The following is a 12,459-nucleotide window of genomic DNA, read 5'->3' on the forward strand; positions in this document are numbered from 1 at the left end:
CTGACCTCACTCACTTAGCGTGACGAGGTCTTCCGAAGAGACCACCAGGGTCACCTCGTCGCCGACGTCAGGGAGATGATGGCCACGATTGTTCACCGTCGCCTGGAGGCTGGTAGCGCCGATCGCTATTCGATATTCAGCGTGGCTGCCGCGATAAAGCCGCTCGGTGATACGCCCGGGCAAGTGGTTGGTCCCCGCGACATGGCCCAGTTTCAAGTCCAGCGTCTCGGGACGAATCAGCACGAATTCGCCTTCACTTCCACCTTCGAGTTCGAGTGTCCCCACTGGAGTCGTTACCCGACAACCTTCTCGTTCAGTGATGGCATAGAGGTTGTCATGCCCCATGAAGCGCGCCACGAAGACATTGATGGGCGTCTCGTAGATCTCACGCGGCGACCCTATCTGCTGGATATTGCCGCCATTGAGTACGGCGATGCGATCGGACATCACCATCGCTTCCTGCTGATCATGGGTCACAAACACGAACGTCATTCCCAGTCGCTTCTGTACTCGAAGCAGCTCCACCTGAAGCTGAGAGCGCAAACCGGCATCCAGTGCCGAAAGTGGCTCATCCAGCAGCAATACATCCGGCTCACAGACCAGAGCACGGGCCAGCGCAATACGCTGACGCTGGCCGCCGGAAAGCTGATCAATACGCCGGTCAACCAGCTCACCCAGCTGGATCAGATTGGCGACTTCCGCGACCTTGGCTTCGCGCTCTTGCGCACCGACACCGCGCATCTTCAGACCAAACGCCAGGTTTTCGCGCACGGAAAGATGCGGAAACAGCGCATAAGACTGAAATACCGTATTGACGCTACGCCGGTGAGGAGGCTCTTCTGTCACGTCCTTGCCACCGATGATCAGCGTGCCATCATCGGCTTCTTCAAGTCCTGCCAGAATGCGCAGCAGCGTGGTCTTGCCACAGCCTGATGGACCCAGCAGCGTGAAGAACTCGCCTGCGCGAATGGTCAGATCAACACCATTGAGCGCCACGGCGTCATTGCCAAATCGCTTGTGAAGTCCTTTCATCTCGATGGAAGACGCCGCTAGACGCTCTCCCCTCTCGCCAACCGCTGACTCTTGAGGCTCCACTCGCTGAAGACTCTCATCCATCACCATCTGGGGGTCACTCATGGGGTATCCTCGTCGTTCAGACGGCTCATCACAGCCGATCGCGGAGCTTGTAGAAGGTCGTGGCCAACACCAGCAACGGCGTACGCAAGTGCCGCCCTCCCGGGAAGGTGCGATGAGGCATGGCAGCAAAGATATCGAAGCGTTCACTATCGCCACTTAGGGATTCAGCCAGCAATTTTCCTGCCAGCCCAGCCATGGCCATTCCATGCCCCGAGTAGCCTTGAGCGTAATAGAGGTTTGAGCCTACGCGCCCGAAATCGGGTGCCCGATTTAGCGTGATGGCCACGTCACCGCCCCAGCGATACTGGATATCCACTTCTCCAAGTACCGGAAACAGACGCCGGATCTTGCTATCGATACGCGCATCCAGTCCACGAGGTTCACGCCCGTCATAGCTCACCTCTCCGCCATAGATCAGCCTTCGATCAGCAGATAGCCGGTAGTAATCCAGAACGAAGTTGGCATCGGACAAGGCATCATTTCGAGGCAGGACCTGGGCTGCCTGCTCTGGAGTGAGCGGCGCGGTCGCGATCATGTAGTTGGCGGCGCGCATGATGCGCCCATCCATTTCCGGTGCCAGACGGCCACCATAGGCATTGGTGGCCAGCACCACTCGATCAGCGATGACGCGCCCTTTCTCGGTGATAACCGTCGCAGGCTCGCCGCGCTGTATTTCCACGACTGGACTGTGTTCATGCAGGCTGACGCCAGCCTGTTGCGCAGCACGCGCAAGACCCAGTGTGTAATTGAGAGGATGGAGGTGGCCGCCTTCGCTTTCCCACATGGCACCGGGATACTCATCGGTGACGACGTGCTCTCGCAGCGCCTGACCTTCGAGCCATTGCATGGACTCATAGCCATAATCCCGAGCCATGCGATTCTGAAAGTCGTGCAACTCCTTCACATGCCGTGGTTTGATTGCGGCATGCAGGTATCCCCAGGCAAGCTCGCAGGGAATAGCATGGCGCTCGATCAGCTCCGCCGTGAGGCGAACTGCTTCACGGCTCATTTCCCAGATATCCTTGGCACGTTCGTGACCGAGCGCCTTCTCCACGGTGCTGATATCCGTACCCAGTCCCGGCAGAATCTGGCCACCACTGCGACCCGATGCGCCATGACCTACCGTCGAGGATTCAAGCAGTACAACCTTATAACCGCGCTCTGCGAGATGAAGTGCTGCTGAGCAGCCAGTGACACCAGCACCGACAATGCACACATCGGCAGTGACCTCATCCTCAAGGGGAGGAGCAGGATCCAGGTGTACCGCAACCGAGTCACGATACCAGGAGGCTGGCAGCGTGGAAGACATGGAGTCAGTCATGCGATAGGAATCCATCTGTTTTGTATTTGTTGTTGAATCACCCGAAACATATTGATCAAGCTTGTCTTCATGTGGCCTCAGAGCAGCACCCAGTGTCAAGTATTCAATAACAACAAATATTTCGCTCTTGAGTGAGTCATTCTTGCCTAGAACTAGCGCCATTTCTTCATCAAGAAACCATGTGCCGCCTCGGAACTACTGCGTGAAATGTATCAACTCCCGGAAACCGAACAAGGAAGGCACCACGCATCAATTGACTGCCAATCAATAATCAACACACGCTTGGCAACAGGACAACAGGTATCGATCCGGCAACAGAAATGGATGACAGAAGCATGCAAGAAGACATGAGAACCGGAGCTCAAGATGGAAGATGACGAGCGAGGATAGGCGATAAGCAATGGAGAATTTCAGGACACGCGAAGGTATGAGAAAGATCGAGGGGATAATACGGAAGGGATATGGGGGAAATCGTACGGAAGAAGAACAGAGTATTGAGGAGCCCAGCACACACGCTCGGTGAGGACTACGATCCCGGCGCGTGATAACGACAAGGGCGTGATGTATTCAGCAGACGCTTCGCACAACACCCGCAAGAGCCCTTTCGCGACCCATGCCTCGGCCTGATGGTCTGGCAGAAATCCGATATTGAGCTCGCCTCTCAAGCACTAGTGCAGCGCATTGACCTCGGCCCGAAACGCCTCAAGGTCCGCCAGCAATCGGAGGGTCCCTTCAAGCACCTCTTCTCCCTCTTCCGTCAAGGAAAACCCACCACGACCGCGCCGGCGGGCTCAGGAGTGGGCAGTCCCACACACCTGGCAACCAGGGTCACGCTTGAGCCCCATGCGCCGCCATTCGCCGGTCAAACCATCAAACGTCGCCAGGCCACGATGCGCGCTACCCGCACCACTGATCAGTTTGAGCGCTTCGAGAGCTTGAAATGCACCGATGATGCCTACCAGCGGCGCAATCACACCACTCTCGGCACACGTCATCTCTTCATCGCCCAGCTCATCCGGCGGATACAGGCAGCCGTAACAAGGTGCATCCGGCAGGCGACGATCAAATACCGCCAGCTGGCCGGAGAAGCGTATCGCGGCGCCGGACACCAGCGGTGTGCCCGCAGCCACACAGGCGGCATTGATCGGGAAGCGCGAGCTGAAGCGATCGGTGCAATCGAGCACCACGTCTGCGGCGGCCACCTGCTCGGCCAGCGCCTCACCTTGCAGCCGCTCATTCAGCGCGATCACCTCAAGCTCCGGATTGATCGCCAGCACCGATGATGCCAATGACTGCGCCTTGGGCTGATCAATATCTGCGTCACCATGGGCGATCTGGCGCTGAAGATTGGAAAGCTCGACATGGTCGTCGTCAGCCAACACCAGCGTACCGACACCGGCTGCAGCCAGATACAACGCCGCTGGGCAACCTAGCCCGCCCGCGCCAATCACCAGCACACGGGCCGCCAGCAGTCGCTGCTGACCAACGATATCGACCTGAGGAAGAAGAATCTGGCGCGAATAGCGCAGTAGTTGAGAATCTTGCATGGAACGCTGGCTGCCTGTCCGTGAGTCACAGTCTGTCGGTCGCTGCTTATGAATAACGGCTCGCGAATAACAGTTCAGAAATAGCACTGCGGTGTTGATAGAGGGCGCGAAAGGTTATTTGGCCTCCAGTTCCTCGATATCTGGCACGTGCAACGAGAACTGTTCCTTGACCTCTTCCATCACTACATAACTCTTTGATTCCTTGACCCCGGGCAGCGTCAGCACCACATCACCAAGCAATTGGCGATAAGCAGACATTTCCGGAATCCGGCATTTGAGGATGTAGTCGAACTGACCAGAGACGAGATGACATTCCTGAATCTGCGGCAGTTTGGATACTGCGCGACGGAATTCGTCAAAGACTGAGGGCGACTGGGTTTCCAGACTGATTTCGACAAAGACCAACAGATTGGCCTTGAGTGCTTTGGGATCAAGCACTGCTCTGTAACCTTGAATGACGCCAGCACGTTCAAGACGCTTGACGCGTTCCAGACATGGCGTGGTGGACAGGCCCACTTCAGAGGCAAGGTCGACATAAGAGATACGTGCGTTTTCTTGCAGACACCGCAGAATCTTGAGGTCAATACGGTCCAGAGAACGTGATTTCGCTTTCATTGTAATAGTTTCCCAGCGGGGTGACTTACAGCAGGATCATCCTTACTCCTGTCTTTCGTGCAGTCAGGCCGCCGGATAACGCGGGGGTTATCAGACGACCTTTCCAATCATGCGTGACTAATTACTATCATACCCGGCCCGCAGGGGATACGCCTTCACTGACCGCAACATGACGAGGATTCCACGCACACTCCACTGAATTCGGAAAAAACATCTACCTGCTAGCGCCTGTCACTGCTTGATACCCATCACCGTCAGACTCTCTTGCCCAGCGTGATTCGCTCGCGGCCTCCCAAGTCTTCAAGTGTATCGACATCGATGTAGCCAGCGGACTGCAGTGCACTACGCACTTCAGGGCCTTGCATCAGACCATGCTCCAGCATCAGATACCCGCCCGCCGTCAAATGGCGCGGCGCAGCCTCGATAAGATGCATGAAGTCCGCCAGACCCGCATGATCCGCCACCAGCGCCGAGCGCGGCTCGAAGCGCACATCTCCCAGCATCAGATGCGGGTCATCATCGGCCAGATACGGCGGATTGGCGGTAATCAGCGCAAAATCGTGCTCATTGACGGCAGAGAACCAGTCACTGAGCCGGAATTCGGCATTGTCGATATCCAGTACTTCAGCATTGTGCCGAGCCAGTGCCACGGCCTCTTCGACAAGATCGACACCTAGCACTTGCCACTGCGGGCGATGGCGCGCGAACGCCAGCGCGATGGCGCCAGTACCGGTGCCGAGATCCAGCAGACGACCTGCCGAGGCTTCCGCCAGCTCCAGCGCGCACTCCACCATTACCTCGGTGTCGGGGCGCGGAATCAACGTGACCGGTGAGCACGCCAGTGTCAGACCATAGAACTCACGCCGTCCGAGCAGATGAGCCACCGGGTGCCCTTCGGCGCGACGCGCCAACAGCCCTTCAAAACGGGCAATACCCTCAACACCCGCCTCTGTTTCCAATTCACGATCGCCCCAGGTGTAGAACCAGGTGCGCTCGCGACCCATCACCTCACCCAGCAGTAGCTCAGCATCCAAGCGCGGCGATTCACTCCCCGCCTCGCTCAGACGGGCAGTAGCAGCGGCTAGCGCGACGTCAATTCTCACCTTAGTGCTCCTGCAATGCGGTCAGCTGGTCGGCCTGATATTCAACGACCAGCGGCTCAATCACCTCATCCAGCTGGCCAGCGATCACATCATTGAGTTTGTAGAGCGTCAGATTGATGCGGTGATCGGTCAGGCGTCCTTGCGGAAAGTTGTAGGTACGAATGCGCTCGGAGCGATCACCTGACCCCACTAGCTTGCGACGCGCATCGGAAGTCGCCTGCGCTTGTGAATCGACTGCGGCCTGCTTGAGGCGAGCGGCCAGCAGCGACATGGCGCGTGCACGATTCTTGTGCTGGCTACGCTCGTCCTGACACTCGACCACTACCCCAGTCGGCAAGTGAGTGATACGAATGGCAGAGTCGGTGGTATTGACGTGCTGACCACCCGCACCGGAACTGCGGTAAGTGTCCACACGCAGATCAGACGAATTGATGTCGATATCACCGACCTCATCAGCCTCAGGCATCACCGCGACGGTACACGCAGAGGTATGGATACGCCCCTGCGACTCGGTGGCTGGCACACGCTGAACGCGGTGGGCACCGGACTCGAACTTGAGCCGCGAATAGACACCCTCACCCTTCACGCGGGCGATGACTTCCTTGAAACCGCCATGCTCACCATGGCTGGCGCTGACGGTCTCGACTTTCCAGCCCTTGAGCTCGGCGTAACGCGAATACATACGGAATAGGTCACCCGCAAATAGCGCGGCCTCATCACCGCCGGTGCCCGCACGCACTTCGAGGAAGACGTTAGCACCATCATCCGGATCACGCGGAATCAGCAGCTGAGTGATCTCGCCTTCCAGCACCTCGAGCGCATCATCGGTATCGCGGACTTCCTCACGCGCCATGTCACGCATCTCGGGGTCGCTGTCGTCACACATGCTCAGAGCGGCATCACGATCTTCCTTCAGGGCGCGATGGCGACGCCATGCCTCGATCAACGGCTCAAGCTCGGCGTACTCCCGCGACAGGTCACGGAACTTGGCCTGATTCCCGATGACTTCGGACTCCGACAACAGTGCGGAGATTTCCTCAAAGCGATCATGGAAAGTATCGAGCTTGGTGATGAGGCTGTCTTTCATGAAGGGTCCTGTGATGAATCAACCGGCGCGAGCAAAAGCGTCTGCGCCGTCTGAAGAATATCCTGTCGGTCATCACCCGAGGCCTGGCGTAATGCCAGCGTCGGATAATGCATGAAACGATTAGTCAGTTGACGCGCCAATTGCGCGACGACTTCCTGAGGGTCTCGGCCCTGCTGGAGTTCAGCCAGTGCCTGCGCTTCGCACTCGGCGCGTAATTGCTCGCCATGGCTACGGTAGCGTTTGATGACTTCGCCACCACTGCGCACGCGCTTGAGATGCAACCAGGCGTTGACGCCCTGACGAATCAGCTCTTCTGCCTGTGCGGCAGCCAGTTCACGATGACGACGATTCTCCTCAATCACTTCCTGCAGGTCATCAACCGTGTAGAGGAAGACATCATCGAGTTCGCCTACCTGGGGCTCAACATCACGTGGTACAGCAATATCGACCATGAACATCGGCTTGTAGCGGCGCTTTTTCAGAGCTCGCTCGACCATACCCTTACCTAGAATCGGCAACTGGGAAGCCGTCGAGGAAATCACGATATCGGCCTTTTCAAGCGCATGCGGGATACCCTCCAACCCAATTGCCGTACCGCCTAGTTCATTGGCCAGTTGCTCGGCTCGGGACAGCGTGCGATTGGCAATGCAGATATTGGCAATGCCCGCTTCCTTAAGATGACGTGCGACCAGTTCGATGGTCTCGCCGGCACCAATCAGTAGCGCGTTGGCACGTGCGAAGTCATCAAAGATATGGCTCGCCATGCTGACGGCAGCATAAGCGACCGAGACAGGGTTCTCGCCGATGCCGGTTTCGGTACGTACCTGCTTGGCCACCTGAAAAATATGTTGAAAGAGCTGCTCTAGCTCACCGCCGAGACCTACCGACTTGCGAGCGAACTGATAAGCGTCCTTCAACTGGCCCAGAATCTGCGGCTCGCCCAGCACCATGGAATCAAGCCCGACCGCAACACGAATCAGATGACGTACGGCTTCATCACCCAGATGTTGGTAACTGCAGCGTTCGAGATCTTCTACCGGCAGGTTATGAAAGCGTCCTAGCCACTCAAGTACCGATTGCGCACCATCATTGGTCACGCAATAAAGCTCAGTCCGATTGCAGGTCGACAGCACGGCTGCCTCGGAGACTGCTGGCAGGCGCTTCAATTCGCCCAGCGCGGCGTCAAGCTGCGCAGGCGTGAAAGCAACGCGTTCGCGCACATCCACGGCGGCGGTGCGATGATTGATGCCAAGGGCAAGAAGGGTCATGGAGTCAGTCAGTCGTCAGGGTCTGGCCGGCAGGATTGGCGTCAATAAACAGGCGGCTGTCGGCATGGGCAATGAGTGCAGGCATGGGGTTGAGACCGGCAAACGCAGTCGCCGAAGCGGCTGAAATTATAATATTAGCGTGCTCATTCTATCACAGCGCCTGCACCACGCGACCCCGTAGCGTGCCGCAGCCGATGAGGATTTACCATGATGCTAGCAGGCTGACGCTATCACCTTCACATAACTCCTCCAGCCTTCTCAATACGCGTCATTACCCGCAACACTATGCCCGCTGGTCGGCAGCCGTTATGCTGGAATGATGGACTTCACGACATCCATTCTTCTGATCCGGCCCTGCTGGCGGGTCACCCTGTAGACTCCGACCGCTGATCGCGAGGTTGCATGCACGCTTCGACTGCCGCTGAACATACGCTCCGCGAGACGGCGCACGCGAGCTCACTTGCCGGCGCCTCCAAAGGCGTCTCCCAAAGCGCATCAGCGACTACTGACTGTTGCCTGCCGACAACTGCCAGTAGCCAAGTCAGGAGCCTATGGAAGGCACCGAGCATACTGAAAAGTACACTATTGGGCGGATTACTAGTGGGCCTGGCCGGCTGTCAGTCGGTGAGCGCTCCCGCTCCCTTCTCGAATCAGCCTGATCCACTGGCATCAGCACCCGCCATTCAGCAGGGACTAGATGCTGATAGCCTGAATCAGCTATTGAGTGCGGAGCTTGCCGGTCAGCGTGGTAACTATCCTCGCGCCGCTGATGGATATCTGGCGGCCAGTCGTCGCTTCGATGATCCTGAATTGGCCCGTCGCGCCGTGCTGGCCGCACGCTACGCCGACAATCCCGCTCTTTTGGAGCGTGCTGCTGAACGCTGGCAACAGCTAGATGACACCGCCAGCGAGCCCAGCATCATCCGTGCTCGTTTGGCGATGGCACGTGGTGACTGGATGACAGCACTTGAGCAACGGCTGATGGTGGAAGCCAATGGCGGTAATGGCAACCTGGCGACCGTGGCGGAACAGGCTATTGATGCCGAGGCTGACCTCGAACCACTTTTGTCGCTACTCGCCACACATATTGTGCAACACCCCACTCAGCCGATGCCAAAGATCGCAGCCGCCCTGTTCGAAGCGGCCCTTGGTAATGAGCGCAGGGCACGCACACGCCTGATCCAACTGGAAGCCACGCATGCCGAACTGCCAGATCTGTGGTTGGCGCGCAGTGAGATAGAGCGTGATGCTGGACATCTTGACGCCTCACGTCAGGCTGCAACACGCGGACTTGAACTCGCCCCCGATGACAGTCGCTTGGTGCTGAGTGCTGCCCAGACAGAACTGGCCAGCGGCGACAGGTCGTCTGCTCGCGAGCGTATCGACACCCTGGTCGCTCGCCATCCCAACGCCCCTCGTCTGCGCCTCGCGCTGGCCAGTCTGTACCTGGATGCCGATGCACCTCAGGATGCCCATCGACTGTTGCTACCACTGCTGGAGGAAGATCCGACTCCGGATGCCGCCTTTGCCATGCTGGGTCTGGCTGCCGAAGCCAGCGGCGAGATCGACAACGCCATCCTCTATTACCGTCAGGTGCCAGAAGGTGAGCGCTATATTTCCAGCCGCGCGCGCGCAGCCCAACTGCTGGCTGAACATGACCGTATTGACGAGGCGCGTCAGTTCCTGGACGTGGAGCGTCTACGTCATCCACGCCATGCCATGACACTACTTAGCTTCGAGATTGACTTGCTCGACGCTCAAGAGGCCTTCACTGACGCCGACACCTTGCTCGACGGTAGTATCAGCACGCGCCGCAAGGCACTCAATAAAATGGTTGCCAGCGAGGACCAAGAGGCACGCGATGCTGTCAAGAGTGAGCTGGGTAGCCTGCTATTCCTGCGTGGCATTCGTCGACTGGAAGATAACCAGCTTGAAGGCATGGAGCAGGACCTACACGAAGTGATTTCACTTGAACCGGACAATGCCAGCGCCTATAACGCACTGGGCTATACCTTATTGGTGGAAACTGATCGTCGTGACGAAGCGCTGACGTTGATCAAGCGCGCTCACGAACTGTCTCCGAATGACTCGGCCATTCTCGATAGCCTCGGGTGGGGACACTTCCTGACGGGCAACGCCAAGCAGGCGCTTCCACCGCTGGAAGCCGCTTGGGCTCAGCAGCAGGACGCCGAGATCGGGGCTCATCTCACCGAAGTACTGTGGGCGCTGGATCGCCAGGACGAGGCGCGTGGCCTGGCAGTCGAATTAAGCGAACGCTTCGAAGAAGCCACCGAGCTGGAGACATTATTCCGGCGCATCCCGGCCTTGCGCCCGGTGGTAGATTCGCCCTGAATCGCCCTGCGCCTACCCTCATGACATGACTGCCGTGCACTAGCTGCACGGCACTTTCCGCATGGCCACGGGTCCATTACCCTGACTCTCTTTATCATCGCTCTCAATTCTCTCGCCATCTGAAAGGCCTCTGCGTCATGACGACCCCTTCATTGCCTATATTTAACGCTTTATTGCCGTTGGCACATCGCCTGCTGACCTCTGCCTTGCTGACAATGACATTGCTGCTGGGCGGCTGCGCCAGCCAGATGGCCAGTGACGTTGCCGGCGACCTGACACGCAGTGAAGGTGATTGGCAGCAACAGGCAACACAGCTCGATGCATTAACGCACTGGCAATTGGCTGGCAAGGTGGGTATCCGTACGCCGGATGAAGGCCACAGCGCCAATCTTGACTGGCAGCAGGATGGTGATGACTATCGCATGCTGATCACTGGTCCGCTGGGCGCAGGCCGCACTACCGTGACGCGTGACGCTGACGGTGTCCGCCTCAACTCTTCGGATGGTGACTTTGAGGCACCCGATGCCGAAAGCCTGATGCTGCAGCAGCTGGGCTGGTCATTGCCGTTAGGCGCGCTGAATGACTGGGTCCGCGGCCTGCCGAGCGAGGGGACTCATCAGCTTGAGGAAGATGCACAAGGCTTTCCCGCTACGCTGTATCAGGATGGCTGGAAGGTGAGCTACCAAGACTGGACGCGCGCTGAAGGCCTGTGGCTACCGCGAAAACTCAAGCTTTATTACGGCGACCTGACCGCTACACTGATCGTCAATCAGTGGCAGGCGCTATAGCGAGTACCCTGCTTGGGCTCTATCTCTATCTCTATCTCAAGCTCAAGTCCCCGCATCAATCGCTCGCATGCATCAGCGGTATCGTTATCAGCAAGACGGCCGACCTGCTCACAGGCCGGCCGTCTTGCTGATAACAGTTGAGTTCGACCTTGTTCAACGCGCCCGACATCTAACCAGGACCGCCTCGCCCGTGATTCACTCGACACTTTCTGCTCTCAGTTTGCCGGCTCCCGCCAAGCTCAATCGTATGCTGCATATCACTGGACAGCGTCCTGATGGCTATCACGAGCTGCAGACCCTGTTTCAGTTTCTCGATCATGGCGACACTCTGCACTTTCAGCTGCGTGACGACGATGCCATCACTCTGACACCTGCTATTGACGGCGTGCCCGAGGAAGCCAACCTGATCGTGCGTGCAGCACGACGACTGCGTGAAACCGCAGTGTCATACGGCAAGGTAGCGGAGGCATCAGCCCTGCCCGGTGTCGACATCCAGATTGAGAAGGTACTGCCAATGGGCGGTGGCCTCGGTGGTGGCAGCAGTGATGCCGCTACAACACTATTGGCACTCAATCACCTATGGCAGCTATCGCTGGATGAAGACACTCTAGCCGAGCTGGGTCTTGAACTGGGCGCTGATGTACCAGTCTTCGTGCGTGGCTTTGCTGCCTGGGCCGAAGGCATTGGCGAAAAACTGATGCCTGCTGCGCTGGACACCCCATGGTTCGTGGTTATTCATCCCGGTATCGAAGTCTCGACCCCCGCGGTGTTCGGCCACCCACAATTGACACGTTCCAGCCCCGCTATTAGTATGGCGCGCGCACTGCAGGGGGGCCGAAACGACTGCGAAGTCGTGGTAAGCGCTTTGTACCCGGCAGTCGCCGACGCCCTGAACTGGCTGAATCATTTCGGCACCGCCAGACTGACGGGCACCGGCGCCTGTGTGTTCTGTGCGTTTGATGACGCACGACAGGCCAGCAAGGTGCTGGGTAGACTCGCATGCGAGCGCCCGACGTGGCACACCTTCTCGGCACGCGGTTGCAACATCTCTCCCCTACATGCCGCTCTGGCTCAGGCCTGAGCACAGCAACTGGTTGAAGTGAACGTTGCTGGGGTATCGCCAAGTGGTAAGGCACCGGTTTCTGATACCGACATTCCCAGGTTCAAATCCTGGTACCCCAGCCAATCCTGGCCGTTCCCGGTCAACCCGGAATTCTCCACTCCCGAGATCCCACAAGACT

At 58.0% G+C, this 12,459-nt stretch carries 10 protein-coding genes, 1 tRNA gene and 1 pseudogene; 4 read left to right on the forward strand and 8 right to left on the reverse strand.

All coding sequences use genetic code 11. From position 1 onward, the window contains the following. Positions 1-6: 6 nt before the first annotated feature. The 8 genes and pseudogenes from CFN46_RS02935 to hemA form a co-directional block, all read right to left on the reverse strand. The gene (locus tag CFN46_RS02935; protein WP_084487978.1) at positions 7-1,137 is read right to left on the reverse strand and encodes an ABC transporter ATP-binding protein; all 1,131 of its coding nucleotides are present in this window, start codon (positions 1,135-1,137) and stop codon (positions 7-9) included. Between the two features lie 28 nt (positions 1,138-1,165). Continuing rightward, entirely contained in the window at positions 1,166-2,458 is a 1,293-nt protein-coding gene (locus CFN46_RS02940; RefSeq protein ID WP_246116421.1) for an FAD-binding oxidoreductase, read from the reverse strand. Positions 2,459-3,129: 671 nt separating this feature from the next. Beyond that, a pseudogene (locus tag CFN46_RS17695) lies at positions 3,130-3,240 on the reverse strand (LysR family transcriptional regulator); the annotation flags it as partial. 9 nt (positions 3,241-3,249) lie between these two features. After that, positions 3,250-4,005, reverse strand: a complete 756-nt coding sequence (locus CFN46_RS02945; protein WP_024951368.1) for a molybdopterin-synthase adenylyltransferase MoeB — start codon at positions 4,003-4,005, stop codon at positions 3,250-3,252. 114 nt (positions 4,006-4,119) lie between these two features. Next, positions 4,120-4,620, reverse strand: a complete 501-nt coding sequence (locus CFN46_RS02950; RefSeq protein ID WP_024951369.1) for an Lrp/AsnC ligand binding domain-containing protein — start codon at positions 4,618-4,620, stop codon at positions 4,120-4,122. 254 nt (positions 4,621-4,874) lie between these two features. After that, a complete protein-coding gene (gene prmC / locus CFN46_RS02955; protein WP_088742631.1) occupies positions 4,875-5,723 on the reverse strand; it encodes a peptide chain release factor N(5)-glutamine methyltransferase in 849 nt (282 codons plus the stop codon). 1 nt (position 5,724) lies between these two features. Continuing rightward, the gene (gene prfA, locus CFN46_RS02960; protein WP_024951371.1) at positions 5,725-6,810 is read right to left on the reverse strand and encodes a peptide chain release factor 1; all 1,086 of its coding nucleotides are present in this window, start codon (positions 6,808-6,810) and stop codon (positions 5,725-5,727) included. After that, positions 6,807-8,078, reverse strand: a complete 1,272-nt coding sequence (gene hemA / locus CFN46_RS02965; protein ID WP_024951372.1) for a glutamyl-tRNA reductase — start codon at positions 8,076-8,078, stop codon at positions 6,807-6,809. Before hemA ends, prfA begins: the two co-directional genes overlap by 4 nt. Positions 8,079-8,480: 402 nt before the next feature. Between hemA and CFN46_RS02970 the strand changes: the two genes are divergently transcribed. The 4 genes from CFN46_RS02970 (at position 8,481) to CFN46_RS02985 (ending at position 12,403) form a co-directional block, all read left to right on the forward strand. After that, complete coding sequence (locus tag CFN46_RS02970; RefSeq protein ID WP_141103619.1) at positions 8,481-10,430, forward strand: DUF6584 family protein; 1,950 nt, start codon at positions 8,481-8,483, stop codon at positions 10,428-10,430. A gap of 137 nt (positions 10,431-10,567) precedes the next feature. After that, complete coding sequence (lolB, locus tag CFN46_RS02975; RefSeq protein WP_246116422.1) at positions 10,568-11,218, forward strand: lipoprotein insertase outer membrane protein LolB; 651 nt, start codon at positions 10,568-10,570, stop codon at positions 11,216-11,218. A 190-nt stretch (positions 11,219-11,408) separates the two neighbouring features. Then, positions 11,409-12,299 (forward strand): 4-(cytidine 5'-diphospho)-2-C-methyl-D-erythritol kinase, encoded by an 891-nt coding sequence (gene ispE / locus CFN46_RS02980; RefSeq protein WP_254918386.1) that lies wholly within the window; start codon positions 11,409-11,411, stop codon positions 12,297-12,299. A 29-nt stretch (positions 12,300-12,328) separates the two neighbouring features. Continuing rightward, a tRNA-Gln gene (locus CFN46_RS02985) sits at positions 12,329-12,403 on the forward strand. The last annotated feature ends 56 nt before the right edge of the window (positions 12,404-12,459 follow it).

This window comes from Cobetia sp. QF-1 (assembly GCF_002213105.1).
Lineage (GTDB): Bacteria > Pseudomonadota > Gammaproteobacteria > Pseudomonadales > Halomonadaceae > Cobetia > Cobetia crustatorum.